The 20,641-nt window shown below is 62.2% G+C and carries 19 protein-coding genes; 14 read left to right on the top strand and 5 right to left on the bottom strand.

The window, feature by feature from the left end; translation table 11 throughout:
• Nucleotides 1-12: 12 nt before the first annotated feature.
• Entirely contained in the window at nucleotides 13-585 is a 573-nt protein-coding gene (locus GY725_10310) for a helix-turn-helix domain-containing protein (GenBank protein MCP4004577.1), read from the bottom strand.
• 190 nt (nucleotides 586-775) lie between these two features.
• Here GY725_10310 and GY725_10305 point away from each other — a divergent pair, with 190 nt between their 5' ends.
• The gene (locus GY725_10305) at nucleotides 776-1,369 is read left to right on the top strand and encodes a peroxiredoxin (protein ID MCP4004576.1); all 594 of its coding nucleotides are present in this window, start codon (nucleotides 776-778) and stop codon (nucleotides 1,367-1,369) included.
• On the top strand, nucleotides 1,359-1,958 hold the full coding sequence (locus tag GY725_10300; GenBank protein MCP4004575.1) for a superoxide dismutase [Fe]: 600 nt from the start codon (nucleotides 1,359-1,361) through the stop codon (nucleotides 1,956-1,958). The genes GY725_10305 and GY725_10300 overlap by 11 nt, the downstream gene beginning before the upstream one ends.
• Nucleotides 1,959-2,303: 345 nt before the next feature.
• Here the strand turns inward: GY725_10300 and GY725_10295 are convergent, their stop codons facing one another.
• Together GY725_10295 and GY725_10290 are read right to left on the bottom strand one after the other, a co-directional pair.
• A complete protein-coding gene (locus GY725_10295) occupies nucleotides 2,304-3,149 on the bottom strand; it encodes a metal-dependent hydrolase (protein MCP4004574.1) in 846 nt (281 codons plus the stop codon).
• An 81-nt stretch (nucleotides 3,150-3,230) separates the two neighbouring features.
• Nucleotides 3,231-3,731 (bottom strand): YaiI/YqxD family protein, encoded by a 501-nt coding sequence (locus GY725_10290; GenBank protein MCP4004573.1) that lies wholly within the window; start codon nucleotides 3,729-3,731, stop codon nucleotides 3,231-3,233.
• A 213-nt stretch (nucleotides 3,732-3,944) separates the two neighbouring features.
• Between GY725_10290 and GY725_10285 the strand changes: the two genes are divergently transcribed.
• The 5 genes from GY725_10285 to GY725_10265 all read left to right on the top strand — a co-directional run bounded on the left by GY725_10285 (nucleotide 3,945) and on the right by GY725_10265 (nucleotide 10,864).
• On the top strand, nucleotides 3,945-4,811 hold the full coding sequence (locus tag GY725_10285; GenBank protein MCP4004572.1) for a hypothetical protein: 867 nt from the start codon (nucleotides 3,945-3,947) through the stop codon (nucleotides 4,809-4,811).
• Nucleotides 4,808-5,605 carry an enoyl-CoA hydratase/isomerase family protein gene (locus GY725_10280; protein MCP4004571.1) on the top strand — a complete coding sequence of 266 codons (798 nt, stop codon included), beginning with the start codon at nucleotides 4,808-4,810 and terminating at the stop codon, nucleotides 5,603-5,605. The genes GY725_10285 and GY725_10280 overlap by 4 nt, the downstream gene beginning before the upstream one ends.
• Nucleotides 5,606-5,712: 107 nt before the next feature.
• Complete coding sequence (locus tag GY725_10275) at nucleotides 5,713-7,095, top strand: sigma-54-dependent Fis family transcriptional regulator (protein MCP4004570.1); 1,383 nt, start codon at nucleotides 5,713-5,715, stop codon at nucleotides 7,093-7,095.
• A 128-nt stretch (nucleotides 7,096-7,223) separates the two neighbouring features.
• Nucleotides 7,224-9,659, top strand: coding sequence for a tetratricopeptide repeat protein (locus GY725_10270; GenBank protein MCP4004569.1), 2,436 nt, complete (start codon nucleotides 7,224-7,226; stop codon nucleotides 9,657-9,659).
• A 98-nt stretch (nucleotides 9,660-9,757) separates the two neighbouring features.
• Nucleotides 9,758-10,864 (top strand): LysM peptidoglycan-binding domain-containing protein, encoded by a 1,107-nt coding sequence (locus GY725_10265; protein MCP4004568.1) that lies wholly within the window; start codon nucleotides 9,758-9,760, stop codon nucleotides 10,862-10,864.
• Between the two features lies 1 nt (nucleotide 10,865).
• Here GY725_10265 and valS read toward each other — a convergent pair whose 3' ends face one another.
• Together valS and GY725_10255 are read right to left on the bottom strand one after the other, a co-directional pair.
• Complete coding sequence (gene valS, locus GY725_10260) at nucleotides 10,866-13,505, bottom strand: valine--tRNA ligase (protein MCP4004567.1); 2,640 nt, start codon at nucleotides 13,503-13,505, stop codon at nucleotides 10,866-10,868.
• Between the two features lie 32 nt (nucleotides 13,506-13,537).
• Entirely contained in the window at nucleotides 13,538-14,230 is a 693-nt protein-coding gene (locus GY725_10255) for a CPBP family intramembrane metalloprotease (GenBank protein MCP4004566.1), read from the bottom strand.
• Between the two features lie 51 nt (nucleotides 14,231-14,281).
• Here GY725_10255 and dprA point away from each other — a divergent pair, with 51 nt between their 5' ends.
• The 7 genes from dprA to GY725_10220 form a co-directional block, all read left to right on the top strand.
• Nucleotides 14,282-15,370, top strand: a complete 1,089-nt coding sequence (dprA, locus tag GY725_10250; protein ID MCP4004565.1) for a DNA-protecting protein DprA — start codon at nucleotides 14,282-14,284, stop codon at nucleotides 15,368-15,370.
• A gap of 43 nt (nucleotides 15,371-15,413) precedes the next feature.
• Complete coding sequence (locus tag GY725_10245) at nucleotides 15,414-16,733, top strand: methylenetetrahydrofolate--tRNA-(uracil(54)-C(5))-methyltransferase (FADH(2)-oxidizing) TrmFO (GenBank protein MCP4004564.1); 1,320 nt, start codon at nucleotides 15,414-15,416, stop codon at nucleotides 16,731-16,733.
• Nucleotides 16,730-17,662, top strand: a complete 933-nt coding sequence (locus tag GY725_10240; GenBank protein ID MCP4004563.1) for a tyrosine recombinase XerC — start codon at nucleotides 16,730-16,732, stop codon at nucleotides 17,660-17,662. The genes GY725_10245 and GY725_10240 overlap by 4 nt, the downstream gene beginning before the upstream one ends.
• 4 nt (nucleotides 17,663-17,666) lie before the next feature.
• On the top strand, nucleotides 17,667-18,212 hold the full coding sequence (gene hslV / locus GY725_10235; GenBank protein MCP4004562.1) for an ATP-dependent protease subunit HslV: 546 nt from the start codon (nucleotides 17,667-17,669) through the stop codon (nucleotides 18,210-18,212).
• Nucleotides 18,209-19,531: an ATP-dependent protease ATPase subunit HslU gene (gene hslU, locus GY725_10230; protein ID MCP4004561.1), complete on the top strand. Its 1,323-nt coding sequence runs from the start codon at nucleotides 18,209-18,211 to the stop codon at nucleotides 19,529-19,531. Before hslV ends, hslU begins: the two co-directional genes overlap by 4 nt.
• 3 nt (nucleotides 19,532-19,534) lie before the next feature.
• A complete protein-coding gene (argB, locus tag GY725_10225; protein ID MCP4004560.1) occupies nucleotides 19,535-20,398 on the top strand; it encodes an acetylglutamate kinase in 864 nt (287 codons plus the stop codon).
• On the top strand, nucleotides 20,382-20,641 hold a 260-nt coding region (locus tag GY725_10220), incomplete at its 3' end, for an ornithine carbamoyltransferase (protein ID MCP4004559.1). The genes argB and GY725_10220, both read left to right, overlap by 17 nt.

The raw sequence follows: 20,641 nt of genomic DNA, 5'->3' as shown, positions 1-20,641 counted from the left end.
GCTACAGGCGATCTACCTCATCGCCATGACCACCGCCGAGATTGCGCGAACTGCGGCGCGCCGCGAGCGATTGCTGTAGCGGTGGGGCAGGTGGCCGGGAAACTGGATCAACTGACCCGAATGAAGCGCGACCTCTTCATTGGCAATGAGCAGGGTCGCCGTTCCCGAACGGACCAGGAAGAACTCCTGTGAACCACGGGGGTGTGGACGTCCCGGCGTATCGCATTCGGGTTTCAGTTCGACGCTCTGGATCTGTACGCCTTTGGTGGCGAGCGGCGTCAGCAGGCGCGCCCGGTATCTCCCGTGATCGCTCTGACTCTCGTGGACCGTCGACTCGTCGACCACGAAGAAGCGTCGTTCCGGCGGAGCCAGCACCAGTTCGTCGAGCGACACGTTGAGTGCCGTGGCTACGGCCAGAACGCTGTCCAATCCCGGATTGGCCCCTCCGTGCTCCATGCTGGCCAGGGTGGCTCGGGGAAGCCCCGCCGTATCGGCCAGCTTCTGTTGAGTGAGATCAGCCGCTTTTCTCAGGTGCCGCAGATTGTTCGCCAGATGGTCGGGTCGGTGGGGTGCATTTCTCGACATGAATGACAGAATCATAGCAAAAACAGTCAAAATTCTAGCAGGCAGGACCGGCAGTTCCGATTGCTCGAACTACACTGTTCAGCCCAAGCTCAACTCTGGCTTTGCCCGGAACCCTTTGGTCCGGCGGGCGACGCAATTTGAAAACCGGCGGAACCTTCCGCCCTTTGACCGACGATCTGGAGGACGCGAAATGACCTCGCTAGTAACCCGAGAAGCTCCTGACTTTACCGCCAAGGCCGTACTCGCGGACAACAGCATCCAGGACGACTTCAAACTCTCCTCGCTACGCGGCAAGTACACCGTTCTCTTTTTCTACCCGCTCGACTTCACATTCGTCTGCCCCTCGGAAATTATCGCCTTTGACCGGAAACTCGACGAATTCAAAAAGCGAAACGCCGAAGTCGTGGGTTGCTCCGTCGACTCCCACTTCACGCATCTGGCCTGGAAGAACACCAAGGTCGAAGGCGGGGGCATCGGAAACGTGCGCTTTCCTCTGGTGTCCGATTTGAGCAAGAGCATCGCTCGTGAATACGGTGTTCTCGTCAATGACGAGGTCGCCCTTCGCGGATTATTCTTGATCGACAAGAGCGGTGTGGTTCGCCATTCACTCGTCAACGATCTGCCACTTGGTCGCAACGTCGACGAAGCCCTGCGGATCCTGGATGCGTTGCAGTTCAACGAAGAACACGGTGAAGTCTGCCCCGCCAACTGGCGCAAGGGAGAAGACGCCATGACGCCAACTGCCGCCGGTGTTGCCAGCTATCTGGCCAAGCATGCCGGTTGAAAAGGAGAAGAACGTGATCAAGCTACCCGACCTTCCGTTCGCCATGGATGGGCTCGCTCCGCATATCTCGCGGGAGACACTCGAGTATCACTACGGCAAGCATCACGCGACCTACGTCAGCAAGTTGAACGCCGCAATCGAAGGCACCGATCAGGCCGATGCGTCTCTGGAAGAGATCATCAAGTCTGCTTCCGGCGGTCTGTTCAACAACGCAGCCCAGGTCTGGAATCACACCTTCTACTGGAACTGCCTGAGTCCGACAGGAGGAGGGGAGCCCAGCGGCGCCTTGGCTGACGCCATCAATCGCGACTTTGGCTCATTTGCCGAGTTCAAGCAGAAGTTCAGTGACTGTGCCGCCACCACCTTTGGTTCTGGCTGGGCCTGGCTCGTGAAAAACAAAGACGACAAGCTGGGTCTCGAAAGCACCAGCAACGCCGCTACTCCCATTACTGGCGACGCAACGCCTCTACTTACCTGCGATGTGTGGGAGCACGCGTACTACATCGACTACAGGAACGCCCGTCCCAAGTACATCGAAGCTTTCTGGAATCTGGTCAACTGGGAGTTCGTCGCAAGCCAACTCGGTTAGTTCGGGTTGGGCCCGGAAGATTGTGCCTGACGATTTCCGAAGACCGGATTCGCTATTTCGCACGCCAGTACAAAGCTCAGTGCAAGCGTTGTCACGGCGCTGATGGACGGGGTCGGATGAGAATGCGGCCGTGCAGCGGGTGGCACCCCGTGATTATTCCGATGCGGCCTTCATGGCAACCCGCAGCGATGGCCAACTCTTCTACCAGATACTGACGGGAGGCGGTGAGCGCTCCGCCATGCCCGCTTATGGACCGGAGTCGGAGGTCGGCTGGAGCGAGGAGAAGATCTGGAAGAGGGTGCTCTTCGTTCGCCGATGCGCCGATGCGAACTCGCTAGCGGAAACTCATCCGCGTGCGAGGTACTGCGTGTTTTCGACCTCCCACGCGGGGATCAGATCTCGATTGTCGACATCCCAGGGGTGGAATTCGCGGCGGAAGAAGGTCTTGAGTTCCGGAAGGACGGCTCTGACGAAGCCCCCCTTGCCCCAGATGAAGAGCAGGCTCTTCCACAGCGTCCGCAGACTCCCCGACCGCGGGTCGGAAAAGAGGATGCCCAGTTGGAAGAGCGTGATCATCACCGGGAACCCCATCATGATCCTCGCCATCACCAGCACGCGCATCCAGTACTGGCCACCGACCTGCTGATAGACGTCGAAGCACACTGCCTTGTGTTCGGTCTCTTCGACCGCGTGCCACAGCCAAAGAGGTTTGACTGCGGAGTGCATGCCTTTGGTGAGATCCGGGTTCGTGAGCAGTTGGTTCGCCAGAACGGCGGTGAAATGCTCGAGTGCCACGGTGATGGCCAATTGAGTCTTGTGGGACATGATCTTCCGCACCAGGCCAAGAGCGCGTCGCAGAAAATTCTCGTAGCATTCGGTGTTCAGTCCCTGCGCCGCGACGAGGGAGTTGTAGATCCGATGCTGGTACGTGTGGTGTGCTTCCTGTTTGACGAACTCGCGAATCTCTTCGCGGGTCTTCGGGTCCAGGTCCGCGTCTTCGAAGTGCCGCACGGAATCGATGAAGAACTTCTCGCCCTCGGGAAAGAGCAGGGATAGCGCCGTGAAGAAGTGGGTCTTGCCGGGATCTCCGCCGTGCCAGTAACGGGGAACCTCTGCATCGAGTTCGAAGTGCATGCGTCGGTACGTGATGTTCACGCCATCGGGGAGTGACGAGGTCAGCGCTCGCTCCATGGTATGGCCTCCTGCGCCTTTGCCCGCGGAGAAGGTAGCGTTCCGTCGGGAAGAAAACGGGGCCTCGGAAGCGCCTGCCTCTCAGGCCCGCGACACCCTCTGGGCTTCACCGACGAGTTGATCGAGTCTCGAGAGGAAGCGCGATCGGTCTTTGGGCGAAAACTCTTTCGGCCCGGACGACTCGACTCCCATTTCGCGAAGCTGAGCCTTCAGATCGCGGGTGGCGAGAGCGCTGCCGATGGACTCCTCGGTAAAGGGGCGACCGTTATTGCCCAGCACGCGCGCACCCTGTTTCAGACAGCGAGCGGCCAGTGGGATGTCGGCCGTGATGACCACGTCGCAGGGTTTTACGTGTTCTGCGATCCAATCGTCGGCCGCGTCGAGATCGCGTCCGACCACGATCATCTGTATCTCGAGATCCTCGGGGATTCCCATACGGCTATTCGCGACCAGCAGAACGGGAATGCGTCGCCGCGCAGCGACGCGATAGACTTCTTCCTTGACCGGGCAGGCGTCGGCGTCGACCAGGATCCGGGTCGACGCTTCCCCTCTTGCGTCCGCGAGTCCTTCAGGATTTTCCATGCGAGGTCTTCCCCACTCTTTTTCGGACGCTTTTCCAGAGGTAGGGCCGCACCCGAGTTCGAGCAGGCGGTCGCGCGGACAACAGGTCGTGGCAAGGAGCGTCCATGAGAGCGCTCATCCTACAGGTGGCGATGCGATCTGCGGCATCGTTCTCGCCGAACGCGTCGTGATATCGTCGGCCGGGTGGGAATTTCCCTCTCCAGGAGGAAGCCGATGTTGACTCGAATCGACCGAATACAACTGGCCGTTCCGGATGCGGCGAACGCGGCGAGCGGCTGGACGAGCCTGCTCGGAGCCGAGCCCGCAGGGGAAGACAAGCTGCGAGGACTCGGCGCTCGGCGATCCAGTTACAGGCTCGGGCGGGGCTTCGTAGAAATCCTCGAACCCGACGGCGCAGGGCCGGTCGCGGATGCGCTCGCGGCCCGGGGTGCGCATCTTTTCGCCGCGGGAGCAGCGACGCCCGACGTTGCTGCTCTCGAGGCGCGACTGCGCGGGGCTGGAATCGAAGTCCTGTGCGAAACCAGCCAGCTTCACGTCGACTCGCAGGGCCGCGACGGCCACGGTCTGCGAATGGTGATCAGCAAGCACGAAGAGCGCGAATCCGTGGGTGCGATCGACTTTCTCTACGAGGTGACGAATCTGGTGAGTGACGCGAAGAGCGCCGTTCCGCGCTTCGCCGATATCTTCGGCCTCGATGGAGCTGCGTTCGTCCCGATCGACTCCGACCACTACGGCTACGCGGGAACCCTGACGCTCTTTGATCCGGAGCGTCTCGACCGGATCGAGATGATCACACCGAGTGTGCCCGAGAACACCATGGGCCGATTCTTCGCTCGTTGTGGCGAGAGTCTCTACATGGCCTTCGCCGAGAGCGGCGAACTCGCGAGCATCGAGAAGCGCGCTCTCGAAACGGGCGCGGGCCATACCACCGTGCCGCCCGTCGAGAAGCGCAAGGGAGCAGGTGCGGACACAGTCTTCCTGCATCCACCGGCACTCGGGGGAATGATGCTGGGGTTGTCTCGTCGTAGCCAGGCCTGGAGCTGGTCGGGTTCGCCCGAGCGAGTAAGGGACGACGCATGAGCGGTTTCGCGGAACGTGGACTCCGTGTCGAAGACGAGGGTCGGATTCGCCTACTGACGCTCGATCGTCCGGACGCTCTCAATGCCTTCGACGATCAGTTGTACGACGCAGTGGGCGATGCGCTACGCGATGCAGCGTCCGACCCCGGGATTGCCACAGTCGTCGTTACCGGAGCTGGCCGCGCTTTTAGCGCCGGCCAGGATCTCGCGGAGATGGCAAATCCAGCGCGCCACCCCGCAGGTGAGCGCCACGGATTCCAACCCTTCATCGAGACCGTCGAGAGTTTCCCAAAACCGCTGCTCGCGGCGGTCAACGGGATCGGGGTGGGGATTGGTCTCACGTTCCTGCCACACTGTGATCTCGTGTTGATCGCTCGTGGTGCCCGTCTGCGCGCACCCTTTGCGAGTCTGGGCGTCACCGTCGAGGCGGGGAATAGCGCACTCCTTCCCGAGCGTGTGGGCTGGCAGAACGCCGCACATCTTCTCTATACCGCAAACTGGATCGACGCCGAACGCGCGGTCGAGATCGGCCTGGCTTGGCGCGTCTGTGAGCCCGATGAGCTGCTCCCGCAGACTCTCGAGGTCGCACGGGAGATCGCCGCCATGCCGATCGACTCGCTCGTAGCTACGAAGCAGTTAGTTCTCGACACCCGGCTCGAACAGGTCCGCGCGGCGCGCGCACGTGAAAACAGCCGATTTGCGAAGCTCGTCGGCGGTCCGGCGAACCGCGAAGCGCTGGCCGCGTTCAAGGAGAAACGCGCACCTGATTTCACGAAGCTGAGCGAGCGCGGCTGAGAAGGGCCAGGTCGAAACCGTACCTCGGGGCACCAGGCACGATCCGTTCAAGTTGGGCCAATCGAGCGCCCGATAGGCGAAGCACGTTTTCGTTCTTGGATGGGGTAATGGTGCAACCGCTTGTCTGGCTGGTCCTGGACGACCCAGTCGTCTGCTCTCGGGTATCGCAGGCCTTCGAGGCTCGCGGATTCTCGACCGAATCCGGAGATCTGCCCGAGTCGCCCCGCCCCGACGTTCTCGTCGTAGAGTTTCCCGGGAACAACGGTACCGGTCGTGAACGGCTGCAGGCGGGCATTCAGCGCTGGCCGCGAATCGCGGTCGTCGCCCTCTGCCCCCACGGCATGATCGAGGCGGGAATCGCCGCGCTAAAAGAGGGGGCGGACGATTTTCTGCTCCTGCCGTTCGATCTCGAGGAACTGGAGCTGCGGGTCGAGCGCTCTCTAGAGGTGCGTCGCGCGCTGGGAGCCCGACGCGAGTCCGAGCGCGCAGGAGCGATCGATCCGGCAACGCGTCTGCGCGGCGGAAGTTCGGCAATGCTCGAACTTCGCGATCATGTGGGACGCATCGCGCGCGGTCGAGCCACGGTGCTGATCACGGGGGAAACCGGAACGGGCAAGGAACTGGTTGCCGGTCTGATCCACGCGGGCTCACCCCGCCGGGCCGAAGCGATGGTCAAGGTGAACTGCGCGGCGCTGCCCGATCCGCTGCTCGAAAGTGAACTCTTCGGTCACGAACGCGGGGCGTTCACGGGCGCGGAGCAGCGTCGGATCGGCCGTTTCGAGGAAGCGGATGAGGGCACGCTCTTTCTCGACGAGATCGGGGATATGCAACTTCGGACTCAGGCGAAGGTGCTGCGTGCCCTCCAGGAGCAGGAGTTCGAACGTCTGGGTGGGACGCGGACCATCCGGGTCGATGTCCGGGTCATCGCAGCCACCAACCAGGATCTGCCCGAACTGATCGCTCGCGGGCGCTTTCGCGAGGATTTGTTCTATCGCCTGAACGTCGTGCCAGTGCACCTGCCTCCGCTGAGAGAACACCCGACCGACATCCCCGAGTTGGCAGAGCAGTTCGTGAGCGAATTTGCCTCCGCCCAGGGCCGGGATCGACTTTCCCTGGCACCGGGGGTCGCGAAGGCTCTGGCGAGCTACGCGTGGCCCGGCAACGTCCGTGAACTCCGGAATGTGCTGGAGCGCGCGGTACTGCTGGAGGACTCCGATCAGATCCAGGCCGAGCGCCTGTCCTTGAACTGTCTTTCCAGCGAAGCCGGGTCTCCTCCGGACACCGACCCGGTGGGGTTTCAGCTGCCGTCGGGGGGTATTGACTACAGTGAAGCCGAACGGCAGCTGATCCTGCAGGCGCTCGAGAGGGCGAACTGGGTCCAGAAGGACGCCGCCGATCTGCTGCGCATGAGTCGTAGAAAGCTCAACTACCGGATTACCCGTCTGGGCATCACCCATCCAGGCTGGCGAAAAAACTGCGGCCCAGCGTAGACTGCCGTACAGAGCACCGGCTCGGTTGCTTCTCGCGAATAGGGAGGAACCCGAGCCGAGGTGTTGCTACGGTCCCCCCCTTCGAAGCTCTCCAGGAGGAGAGCCGACTGAGCTAGAGGAGTCTTGTGATGCGAACGGCGAGGATTATCGGTTCCCTTCTGGTGCTACTGGCGCTGGCGTGCACCTCTCAAGAGGAGAAGATCGAAAAGCACCACACGGCCGCATTCCAGTATTTCGAGGATGAGGAGTGGAGTGAAGCCAAGATCGAGTTCCTCAACCTCCTGCAACTCACTCCCGACGACGCGGAAGCGCACTACAAGATGGCTGAAACCCTCTGGAATCTGGAGGAGTACGGCGAGGCGCTCTGGCAGTACAACGAGACCGCCCGATTGGCGCCGGATAACACCGAATGGCGCATGAAGGTGGCCAAAGTCGAGTTCACGGCTCGACGTTACGACTCGGCCGCCGAGCATATCGCTGCAGTGCTCGAGCAGGATCCGAACAACGTCGAGGCGCTGCTCTTGCGCGGAGCGCAGAAGTCTGTGAAAGGCGACTTCGCCGGGCTGATGGAGGACGTGGACAAGGCCCTCGAACTGGATCCCGAGAGCAAGAGCGCGCTGTCGCTCAAGGCGCAAGCCCTGAGCCGATCGGGAGATTCGACCGGCGCCGAAGAGTACATGCGCAGGCTTTTGAAGGTCGAGCCGACGATGGCCAACCACCTGAGTCTTGCACGCTATCTGGCGCTACTGCAGCGGCCCGAGGAAGCCCTAGTCGAGATGAGGGCCGCGGTCGACGCTGCGGAAGACAAGGAACAGAAAACGAACGCGCAGTTCTTCCTGGCCAACTTCCACCTGAACCAACGCAAGTCCGGGGAAGCCGAAAAGGTCCTGCTCAGCGCGAAGGCAGACGATCCCGCAAACCCGAAGATTCTCCAGGCACTGGCGAAGTTCTACTACACGCAAGGAGACAAGGAAAAGGCTGTTTCCATGCTCGAGGAGAATGTTCAGCAGCATCCTGAAGACGTCGAACCGGTTCTGGTTCTCGCGGAATACCATCGCCAGATCGGCGCTCGTGAGGAAGCGCTGGAGACGATCCAGCGTGCGCTGGATTTGGATCCGATGTCCGAGCAAGCACGTCTGCGTCGTTCGGAGATGCTCGTCGTTCCGAACGAAGATGGAACCGCGGAGATCCCCGAAGAGGCGTGGAGCGTCGTGCGGCAGGTACTCGAGGAGAATCCCAAGAGTACGATGGGTCTGTTCAACGAAGGCAAGTTCTTCCTGCTGGAAAGCAAGTATGAGGAGGCTGCCACTAGCCTGCGTCGCGTGATCGATGAACAACCCACGGCGAACGCGCATGTGCTTCTCGGTAGTGCCTATATGGCGATGAAACAGGATGACCTCGCTCGCAGTGAGTACCTGTCCGCGCTGCAACTCGACGCGCAGAACTACCCCGCGCGTTCACAGCTCGCGGTGCTCTACTTGCGCACAGGCGAGAACGAGCTGGCCGCACGTGAATCGAAGACCGGACTCACGCGCAATCCAAACGACATGCAGCTTCGCCTGACCTATGCGGAAGCTCTGATTCGCCTCGACCGACAGCACGAAGCGCGTGACGTCCTCAAGGGCGTGGGGGATGCGGGAGTAGACGTGTCGACCACGGTCAAGTTGCATATCGCCCGACTGTTGCGCCGGTCGCGCGATCGCGATGGGGCGCGAAAACTGCTCGAGGGGATGCTCAAGGCCGATCCGACCAGCGAAGACGTGATGCGAGAGATCATCGCCGTCGATGTAACCAGTCGCGACCCCGAGAAGGCGCTGGACCGCCTCGACGAGTGGATCATCGATCAACCCGACAACCCCGCTCTCTACGACCTGCGCGGCCGGGTTCGCCTCAGCACCGTCTCTGGTATGGACATGGAGAAAGCGGATGCGATCGAAGCCGATCTGAAGATGTCGTTGAGCAAGGGATCGAAGCGAATCGAGCCTCTCGTATCTCTGGCGGAACTGTACCGCAGCCTGGGCCGAGTAGATGACGCGGTCGAAACCTACAAGCGCGCACGCGATAGCTTCCCCGAGGATGCGAGCGTGCGTTTGCAGCTGGCGGTCCTATACGAATCTCTGCTGCGTACGGAAGAAGCGAAAGCCAGCTATGAGGAGGTCTTGAAGCTCGACGAGTCTCAGCCAGAGGCCAAGAATAATCTGGCCTGGTTGCTGGCAAACGCTCAGTCTCCGACCGAAAAGCAGCTCGATCGCGCTCTTCAGCTGGCACAGGACGCCAAAGAAGCCCTTCCCGGAAACCCGAGCGTCACCGATACCCTCGGCTGGATCATGTACAAGAAGGGCATCCCCGCCGCGGCCATCTCACTGTTCCGCGAGGCCATCGAGGGCTACCCGGAGGCGCATCCCCTGCGCGGTACGGTTCGCTATCACCTCGCGAAGTCCTACGAGGACAACGGTGAGACGGGACGAGCCATCAGCGAACTGCGGCGGGCACTCGATGAGGTTGCCAGCTTCGCCGAACGCAAGGATGCCGAGGAACTTCTGGAGAAGCTCGAGAAGTCCTGAGCGCACCTGGTTCTGAAACTTCGGCTCCCGGGATCTTGAAGCTCCCCTCAAGTGGCTCGCGCGTACTGCCGATTTCGTGGCGGAAGGGGGAGCTTCGTATGGCTTCGTTCCGCTTGTATATTGCATTTTTGGCTTTTCTTGCGTTGCCCGGGTTGTGCCTGGCGCAGGGGTACGGGGTATCACCCGACGGCAAGAAAGGACGTATCCACAAGGTCGTGACTGGAGATACGCTTTGGGACATCACCAAGACGTACCTCGGCACGCCCTGGATCTGGCCTTCTGTCTGGAAGGAAAACTCCGACATCGCCGATCCCCATCTGATCACTCCCGGAGATCTGATCTGGATCAGCAAGGGAATGATGCGGAAGCTCTCGCCTGAGGAGGCGGAAGAGTTCGCCAACCGGCATGCCGAGCAGCCTGCGCCCGTGCCCGCGGCGCCTGCACCGCCACCGATCGTGCAAAAGGCGCCTCCGGCCGAGCGCCCGGACCCGTTTGCGGCGTTGGACGCGAGCGACATGGGCGATGAGCGTTTTGTCGAGGTTCCGGACATGCAGCGCTACTCGTTCGTCTCGGCCGAGGAGTTCACGGGTAGTGGTGCGGTCATGGGCAACCACAACGCGAACTACTGGTCCTCGCAGGAGCAGAGCACGATCATCAGTATTGGCGAAGGCGCGGCACATGTCGGTGATTCCTTCGCCATGTTCCGCATTCGCCGGCGCCTATTGCACCCAAGGACAAACGAACTCCTGGGGTACTTCGTTCAGGTCCTGGGCCGAGCCGAGGTTACCGAGATCCACCCGGAGGCTTCGTTCGTAAAGATCGTGACCTCCTACGGTGAGGTCCAGCCCGGCGACCGGGTCGTGCCCTTCGTGGAGGATGAGACGCGAATCCGAGAGATTCGCGACACCGGTCTGGTCGAAGGACAGATTGTCGCCTACCAGCCGTACCGGCTGCGAAGCGGTGGGGGTGACCTGGTGGTGCTGGACGGCGGAATGAACCAGGGCGTGAAGCCCGGGCGTCGTTTCGAGATCTTTCGCCAGGGCAAGGAAGTGCGAGATCCACTCACTCTTACGAAAGTTCTCGTGCCCGACGACGTGATCGGTGAGGCCTTTGTCCTGAAGTCATCGGACAAGACGTCGCTGGCGTTGGTGACGCGCGCGGATACCGATCTGTTGATCGGAGACCACTACCGCACCAAGTTCTGAATCAGTTCTCGGAAGCTTCCGCTCCGAGAGTTACTTCGACGGTGAAGCGTTCGTTCTCGGGCGCTTCACCGATTCGGAGTGTGCAGGCCGGTTCGGGTACGCCACCGGAAGCGAGAACGTCGCCGAGGGCCGAGCGAAGTCCTTCGACATCGGCGTCGCTCGCGGCGACTTCGAGCCTCTCCACAGGCCAGCGCAGGCTCTTGCGCGCCTGCGTCTTCGCAGCGCGGATCTTCTGACTTACCTCGACGGCGGCCGAGTATACGTTCGGCAGCCTCGTGTCCTCGATTGCAGCCAGTTCGTCTACAGTGGGCCAGGGGCTGGTGTGGATGAACTCCTCCCGTCCGGGTTGCGCGAAGCGCCAGGACCAGACCTCTTCGGTGACGAAGGGCATGAACGGCGCAAACAAGCGCAAGAAGATGCGCAGCGCCAGGCGCAGAGTGGCAACTGCGGAGCGTCGTTCTTCTGAATCGTCCTCGGCGTAGGCTCGCACCTTCACGAGTTCGAGGTAGTTGTCGCAGAAATCCCAGAAGGCTTCTTCGGTCGACTGCAACGCGATCGAGTATTCGAAACGATCCAGGGCGTCTGTCGCGCGCTCGAGCAATTCCCTGAGCTTGCGCATCAGATCTACGTCGATCGGCGAGCGAATGGCTTCGGCACCGTGCGACTGCTCGGACGCCTGCACTCGATCGATCTGCATCAAGACGAAGCGACTCGCGTTGAAGATCTTGGTGGCCAGTCGCTTGCCCACCTTCAGTACGGTCTCGTCGAAAGCGGTATCGGCGCCCAGACGCGCTCGCCCGGCCCAGTAGCGCATGGCGTCCGTCGAGTACTGGTTGAACAGATGTTCGGGAGTGACCACATTCCCCTTGGACTTGCTCATCTTTTTGCGATCGGGATCCAGGATCCAGCCACTGATTACGACGTTATGCCAGGGGATGCCCTCTCCGTGCATCCACGCTTTGGCGATTGTGTAAAACGCCCACGTGCGAATGATCTCGTGCGATTGAGGGCGTACGTCCATGGGGAATAGCGATTTGTGGCGCTCCGGGTCGAGCTTCCAGTGGCTCACGATCTCGGGCGTCATCGATGAAGTCGCCCAGGTGTCCATCACGTCGTGATCACCCGTGAACCCGCCCGGTTGATCGCGTTGCGCTTCTTCGAACCCCGTCGGCACTTCGTACATCGGGTCGACCGGGAGTTGATCCGAGGCCGCGTAGATCGGGTTGTCGAAGCCGGTCTCGCCGTCCGCATCGATCGGATACCACACAGGAAAGGGCACGCCGGAGAAACGCTGCCGGCTGATGCACCAGTCCTGATTCAGGCCGTCGACCCAGTTCTCATAACGGGTCCGCATATGGTCGGGCCGCCAGTGGATTTTTCGGCCCTGTTCGATCAGCTCCGCCTTGTGATCGAGCAGGCGCACGAACCACTGCCTCGTCGGCACGAACTCGAGCGGTCGTTCGCCGTTCTCGTAGAATTTCACCGGGTGAGTGATGGCGCGTGGCTTGCCCACCAGCGCGGGATTCCCGTCGATGCCGCTGCCCTCTGCGCTCAGCAACTCCACGATCTTCTTGCGGGCCTGGTTCACGAACAAGCCCTCGATCTCGGCGTAGGCGTTGCGCGCCTTTTCCGGGTCGAGGGTCTCGAAGGCCCCCTCGCCGAAGCTCACCGGGAGCAGTCGGCCCGACATACCCACCAGTTGCTTGAGTGGAAGATCGGAGCTCTTCCAGTAGTCCACGTCCATCAGGTCGCCGAAGGTGCAGACCATGAGAATGCCCGTGCCTTTTTCAGGATCTGCGTGATCGGCGGGCAGGATCGGTACGGGCGCGTGGAAAAGCGGCGTGATCGCCTTCTTGCCGAACAGGGCCTGATAGCGCTCGTCGTCCGGATGGGCGACGACTGCGATGCACGCACCGAGAAGTTCGGGGCGAGTCGTCGAGATCTCGAATGTACCTCCGCCTTCGATGCCGAAGCGGATATCGTGGAATGCGCCGGGTTTCTCGCGATCCTCGGCCTCGGCCTGGGCGATCGCGGACTTGAAATCGATGTCCCACATCGTGGGCGCGAGCATCCGGTACACATATCCGCGTTCCACCAGGTCCAGGAACGACATCTGCGAGATGCGCCGGCAGTGTGTGTCGTTGCTGGCGTACTCCATCGACCAGTCGATCGAAAGGCCCAGTTTTATCCATAGGGCCTTGTACGTGCTCTCATCCTCTTCGGTGAGCAGCGTGCACAGTTCCACGAAGTTGAGCCGTGAAATTTCTTCGATCGCGTCCTTCTTGCCTTTGTCACGGCGAGGCTTCCAGTCCGGGTCGTAGGGCAGATTCGCGTTCGGTCGTACGCCGAATACAGTCTGGACACGGCGCTCGGTAGGCAGCCCGTTGTCGTCCCATCCCATCGGGTAGGCGATGTTCATGCCCCGCATGCGCTGGTAGCGAACCAGGAGATCCTGATGGGTGAAGCTGAACACGTGGCCGAGGTGCAGCGATCCCGAAGCCGTCAGCGGGGGGGAATCGACGACGAAGGACTCTTCGCGACCCCTCGAAGGATCCCAGTGGTAGATCTGCTTGCGGTCCCAGACCTCGCCCCACGCGGCCTCCGATTTGACGTAGTCGTACTTCTGCGGGATCTCGCTCATATCTGCCTTCTCCAGCGGGGGAAACTCGGTGGCTACCAGAGGGTCCAGTGACCGCTCGCGCGCACGTACAGGCCCAGGGCGATGTTCGTGACCGCGTGCGCGGTCATGCATGATACGAGGTCCTTGCGCACGATCCAGAGGCCACACATGAGCAGGCCGTAGGCGAATGCAGCCAGCCATTCCGCCTCGGTGTGGCCAAGTGTAAACAGGAGCGTCGAGATTCCGATCGCCACCCAGGTCCAGGCCCCGGGATCGAGTGTCCTGATCGAGTCGTGGTCGAGAGCCTGAGCGAAGGCATCTTTGCGTCCCGCGCGGCGAAGTCGGTCCCACTGGGTGGCAACACCCAGCACATAGCCTCGCAGGAAGAGTTCTTCGAAAAGCGGTGGGAGCGTCGCGGCGACCAGCAGACGCAGAGCCCAGCTGCGCTCATCCCAGGGCTCACCGCCAGCGCCGACAAACGGCATCAGCAGGGCGATCCAGAGGACGGTTCCGATCAATCCCGCCGCGAATCCGATACCGATCGAACCCAGAGTTGCTCCGGCCCTCGAGATCGGGGCGTAGCGCCGCCAGCCCCAGACCAGAGCCCCACCGCACAGGATCAGGCGCAGCAGGTAGATGATTTCGCGCTGCGATCCATCGCCGAGCACCACTCCGGGCAGCACGTACATCAAGTACGGCAACAAGTAGGGCAGTAGCAGGTCTCGATTGTTGTCGGGTCTTTCCACGAGGTGGGTTACTCTACCGTCCTTGCCCCGCGCGGTCCCGCGGAGTTTCCCTTGGACGAGATCCTCTGTCGTCTGGCGCTGCGCAACGCGCCGGGTCTGGCACGCGCGCGATCGAGTCAGTTGATCCGGCACTTCGGGAGCGCTCGGAGCTTGATGTCGCGCTCTCGTCGCGCCCTCGAGTCTTCTCTCTCCCCCGGAATCGCGGCCCCGTTGCTCGGATCCGCCCTCGACGCAGCCCGGCGCCAGCTCTCGCTTGCGAACAGTCTCGGGCTCGGCGTGTTGCTTCCAGAAGATCCGGCCTATCCCGGGACACTGCGGGGTATCCCGGACGAACCGCTGCTCCTCTTTGTCCGCGGATCGCTGCCGGATGGCCCCTCCCTGGCGGTCGTGGGCTCGCGCCGTCCTTCTGCGCGGGGGCGCGCGACCGCGCACGGCTTCGCCCGCGAAGCCTCCGCTGCGGGCGCGGTGGTGATCAGCGGTCTGGCGTTTGGCGTCGACGCAGCCGCCCACGAAGGCGCGCTGGCGGCCAGTGGCAAGACGGTCGCCGTTCTCGCTTCCGGGCTCGACGGGCCCACGCCCAGGGCCAATCGGCGACTCGCCCAGCGCATACTCGATTCGGGCGGAGCCTGGGTTTCCGAGCATCCTCCGGGCACCGCCGCGCTCCCCTTCCATTTCCCGGAACGGAATCGCCTGATCAGCGGCCTGGCGAGTCACGCCCTGATCATCGAGGCCCGCGAGCGCAGCGGATCGCTCTGGACCGCGCGGCACGCTCTGGAGCAGGGCCGAGAGGTGTTGACCGTTCCCGGGCCCATCGACACAGAGCAGTGCCGGGGCTCCAACGGGCTGTTGCGCGACGGCGCCACGCCGATTCTCGACTCGCACGATCTGCTCTTCGCCGTGCTCGGCCTCGCACCGGGTGAAGTCTCCGTTTCCGGGACCCGAAAAGTCCGCCTGCCCGATGGAGCCTCGGCCGAAATCCTCGCCCTGGTCGACGCGCTGGAGGATGGACCTCGGGATCTGGACGACCTGGGGCGGGCGTCGGGCCTGACGGCGCCCGCGCTGGCCGGAGAGCTCCTGGAACTCGAACTCGCGGGCGTGATTCGCAGGCAGGGCAGGCGGATCTCGCTTTGCAGGGTCTGAGCGCCGCCTGCGACGCGAGCCCGCGCTATCCTCCGCGGCTTCCATGGAAGAACGTATTCAGGTCATCGGAGGAGGGCTGGCGGGATGCGAGGCGGCCTGGCAGATGGCGCGTCGCGGGGTCGACGTGCGCCTGCACGAAATGCGCCCCCAGCGGTCTTCGCCCGCGCACTCCAGCGAGCACCTGGCCGAGTTGGTCTGCTCGAACAGTCTGCGCTCCGATCAGATCGGAAACGCTGTGGGTCTGCTACACGAGGAACTCCGCCGCCTCGATTCGCTCGTACTCGCTGCAGCGGATGCGACTCGGGTTCCCGCCGGACGCGCACTGGCGGTCGATCGCGAGCGGTTCTCGAGCTTGATCACGGACAAGATCGAAGCCGAGCCCCGCATCGAAATCGTGCGCTCGGAGGTCACCCAACTCCCAGAGGGTCTCGCGCTCGTTGCTACGGGTCCGCTCACCTCGGACGCTCTGGCCCAGGAGATCGGCAAGCTCGCCGGTGACTCCCTGTATTTCTACGATTCGATCTCGCCCACGGTCTACGAGGACAGCCTCGACATGAAGGTCCTGTTTAGCGCGTCGCGCTACGAAGACGGAGAAGGGGACTATCTGAACATTCCCCTGAATCGCGATGAGTACCATCGCTTGATCGACGAGGTATTGCAGGCCGAGAAGAACCCGCTGCGGGACTTCGAGAAGGCGATCTATTTCGAGGCGTGTCTGCCGATCGAGGTCATGGCGGAACGCGGACGCGACACGCTGGCCTACGGTCCGATGAAACCCGTGGGCCTGATCGATCCGCGCACCGGGCGACGACCACACGCCGTGATCCAGTTGCGCAGGGAAGACGAGAAAGGCTCTCTGTACAATCTGGTGGGCTTCCAGACGAAGCTGACGATCTCCGAGCAACAACGAGTGTTCCGCATGCTGCCGGGCATGGAGAAAGCCGTGTTCGCCCGCTACGGGTCGGCGCATCGCAACACCTACCTCTGCGCTCCTGAACTGCTCGACGAGCGTCTCCAGATGCGCAAGCGAGACGGACTCCATTTCGCCGGGCAGATCGCCGGAGTGGAAGGCTATGTCGAGTCGGCTGCTCTAGGTTTGCTCGCGGGGGTTTATCTGGCATTTCGCGCGCGGGGCAAGGAGTCGCCGCTGGCGCCGATCACCAGCGGGATCGGTGCGCTGAGTCGCCACTTGCGGGAAAGTCGGTCGAAGAGCTTCCAGCCGATGAATATCAACTTCGGCTTGTTTCCCCCACTTGAAGAATTGGGCAGGCTCTCGCGCAAGGATCGCAATGCGAAGCTCGTTGCGCGCGCGCTCGAAGACCTTCAAACCTGGTCGGAACGGGTGCGCCCGGAGGCCGTGTGACGACTGCGGACGAAAGAGCACTGGAGGGCTTCGCCCGCTACCTGACGAGCGAACGCGGTTATTCGGATCACACGCTGCGCGCGTACGGGAGCGAGGTCAGGCGCTTCGCGGACAGTGAAGAGTGCAAGCGCTGTGGCGGACTCGATCAAACCGATGCGCTGGCGCTGCGGGCCTATCTGGCCGGATTTCACAAACAACACAAGCCGTCGACCCGCAATCGGCGGCTTGCGTCACTGCGCGCGTTCTTTCGCTATCGGGTTCGAGTGAAGGCCATCCCGGTCGATCCCAGCGAGGGCCTGCCGGGTCCGAGGTCCGAGCGTCGCCTGCCCTCACCGCTCAGCGCCGAAGAGTGCGAACAGCTCATCGAGGCTCCCGAGACTCATCGCACTCCCCGGCTGGAGGCCCGCGATCTGGCGATGTTCGAACTCCTGTACGGAACCGGTCTGCGCGTGGGCGAACTCGTGAGCCTGGATGTGCGCGATCTGGATCGCTATCGGCGTGAACTGAGCGTGCGAGGTAAAGGCAATAAGGAACGCGTCGTGCCTGTTCCCGCGAGCGCGTTTGACGCGATCTCCTCCTATCTCGAGGGCCGGAAGGAGGCGGGATTGCTCGGTCAACCCCTCTTCGAGAATGCGCGGGGCAAACGCCTGACGGACCGGGGGGTGCGGCACCTCCTGCGCCGACGTCTACTCGAAGCCGGTATCCTGCGCTCAGCCAGCCCGCACACCCTGCGTCACAGCTACGCCACCCACTTGCTCGATGCGCAGGTCGACCTGAGGGCGATCCAGGAATTGCTGGGCCACGAGCGCCTGGCGACAACTCAACGCTATACCCAGGTCTCTGCAGAGCGGCTCGCGGCCGTGTACCGTCAGTCCCACCCACGGGCTCGGATCCGCTCGAGCCCGTCCAAATCCCCCAGCGAGGAGTGAATCGATCTTGAAGCCCCAGATTCGAAGTACGACCGTACTGGCCGTCCGACGCGATCGGCGAGTGGTGCTGGCCGGCGACGGTCAAGTGACGATGGGAGAGAGTGTCGTCAAGACGGGCGCCCGCAAGATCCAGAAGTTGCGAGGCGGCTCGGTATTGGCCGGTTTCGCGGGTTCGACGGCCGACGCGATCGCGCTCGTCGAGCGTTTCGAGGCCAAGCTCGAATCCTACGGCGGCGTTCTGCGCCGTTCCGCTGTCGAACTGGCCAAAGACTGGCGCACCGACCGTATGCTGCGTCGGCTCGAAGCGCTCATGATCGTCGCGGACGAAGCCGAGACCCTGCTTCTGTCGGGAACGGGCGACGTGATCGAGTCAGACGACGGCATCGTAGCCATCGGTTCCGGAGGCAACTACGCGCTGGCTGCTGCGCGCGCACTCTCTTCCGCCACTGAACTCTCGGCTCGTGAGATCGCCGAGCGATCGATGAAGGTGGCGGCCGACATCTGCATTTATACGAACAACCAGATCACGATCGAGGAACTCGGCGCGTGAGTGTCAATTTTACCCCCCGCGAAGTCGTTTCGGAACTCGACCGGTTCATCATCGGTCAGCTGGCTGCCAAACGGGCCGTCGCGATCGCCCTGCGCAATCGCTGGCGGCGTCAGCAGGTGACCGGCGATCTGCGCGAGGAAATTCACCCCAAGAACATCCTGATGATCGGCCCGACGGGCGTCGGCAAGACGGAGATCGCTCGGCGCCTCGCGAAGCTTGCGCGTGCCCCCTTCGTGAAGGTGGAGGCGTCGAAGTTCACCGAAGTGGGCTATGTCGGCCGGGATGTCGAGTCGATCGTGCGCGATCTGACCGAGGTCGGCATCAAGCTAGTGCGAGAAGAGGAAAAGAAGAAGGTCGAGGCTTCAGCGGAGCGCATCGCCGAAGAGCGCTTGCTCGACGCGTTGTACCCCAACCCGGATGGCGGCGACGCGGCGGGCAGGGAGGACAGCACGCGCGAGCGCTTGCGAGAGAAGCTCCGGGCCGGAGAACTCGAAGATCGCGAGGTCGAAATCGAAGTCCCGGAACGCACCTCGACCACCATGGAGATATTCTCGCCGCAAGGCACGGAGGAGATGGGTTTCTCACTGAAGGATTTCATGGGAAACCTCGGTTCGAAGCGCACGCGAGTTCGCCGCGCCAAGGTATCCCAGGCGCGCGAGAGTTTGATCGAAGAAGAAGCGCACCGCCTCATCGATGAGGATGCAGTGCGCGAGCGCGCGATCGAGCGTGTCGAGGACTCTGGAATCGTCTTCATCGATGAGATCGACAAGATCGCCAGGCGTGAAACCCAGGGCACCGACGTTTCGCGCGAAGGCGTTCAGCGAGATTTGCTACCGGTGATCGAGGGTTGCTCGGTCCAGACCAAGCACGGGTCGGTGCGCACCGACAACGTGCTCTTCGTGGCCGCCGGCGCATTCCATGTCTCGCGTCCTTCAGATCTGATTCCGGAGCTTCAGGGGCGCTTTCCCATCCGCGTCGAACTCGAAAGCCTCGACGATGCGGCGTTTGTGCGGATTCTCCTGGAACCGCACAATGCCCTGATCAAGCAATATCAAGCACTGTTGAGAACCGAGAACGTCGAGTTGGAGTTCAAGCCGGATGCCATCGAAGAGATCGCCCGGATTGCGGGCGAGGTGAATCGGACCACCGAAAACATCGGTGTTCGACGCCTCCATACGGTGCTCGAACGGCTGCTGGACGATACGCTATTCGAGGCCCCAGACATGGGGGAGTGCAAACTGGTGTTTGACGCTCAGAAGGTGAAGGAGATCCTGGCGGAGATCGCGGGCGATAGCGATCTGTCCCGCTTCGTGTTGTAGACCATGGAAAAGACGATCGAAAAGGCTCGTGTTCTCGTCGAGGCGCTTCCCTACATCCGGGCGTTCTACGACAAGACTCTCGTCATCAAATACGGCGGGGCGGCGATGGTCGACGAGAAACTGAAGGCCTCCTTCGCGACCGACGTGACCTTGCTGCGCTACATCGGTCTGCGGCCGGTCATCGTGCACGGCGGTGGGCCGCAGATCGGTCGCATGCTCAAACGCCTGGACATCGAAACCCGCTTCGTCGATGGGATGCGGGTCACGGACCAACAGACCATGGAGGTGGTCGAGATGGTCCTGGGTGGGCATGTCAACGCCGAGATCGTCTCGCTGATTGGCCGGGCCGGAGGCCAGGCCGTTGGACTGACGGGCAAGGATGGTGGGGGCTTCATGCGCGTCCGCAAACTCGATGGTCCACGCGGTGAGGATCTGGGTTGCGTGGGGACGCCCGAGCACATCGAGCCCGAGTTGATTTCGTCTATGACCCGGGACGGTGTGATTCCCGTGGTTGCTCCGATCGGCATTTCCGAATCGGGCGACACCTACAATGTGAATGCCGATATCGCGGCTTCCGGAATCGCGCAGGCGGTGTTGGCGGAGAAGTTGATTCTGCTCACCGACGTCGAGGGAGTGCTGAGTGCTGCCGGGGAGTTGCGCGCGCAGATGACATCGCTGGACGTCAGCGAAGCCATCGCGGATGGCTCCGTCAAAGGCGGTATGATCCCGAAACTAGAGTGTTGTGTCGACGCGCTCCAGAACGGTGTGACCTCAACACATATCATCGATGGGCGTGTATCCCACGCTTTGCTGCTGGAGATTTTTACCGACGTCGGAGTGGGGACCAAGCTTGTCCACAATCGCTGATAGGCCGGGGAGTTTCATCTCGATCGCCGACTGGTCGCGTTCGGATCTCGAGGCGATGCTGGCGCGGGCTGGGGAATTGAAGGAATTGCGCAGACGGCGTGAGCCGACCCGAACGCTCGAAGGCTGTTCCGTGATCCTCTACTTCGAGAAGCCGAGTCTGCGCACATTCGTCACTTTCGAGATCGGTGTGACGGAACTCGGCGCATTCCCGGTTCATCTCCCTCCCGGACAGGTGAAGATCGG

The sequence above is a fragment of the bacterium genome (assembly GCA_024226335.1).
Taxonomy (GTDB): domain Bacteria; phylum Myxococcota_A; class UBA9160; order SZUA-336; family SZUA-336; genus JAAELY01.
Note: the sequence above shows the minus strand (reverse complement) of the source record. Positions and strands in the feature narration are given on the sequence as shown.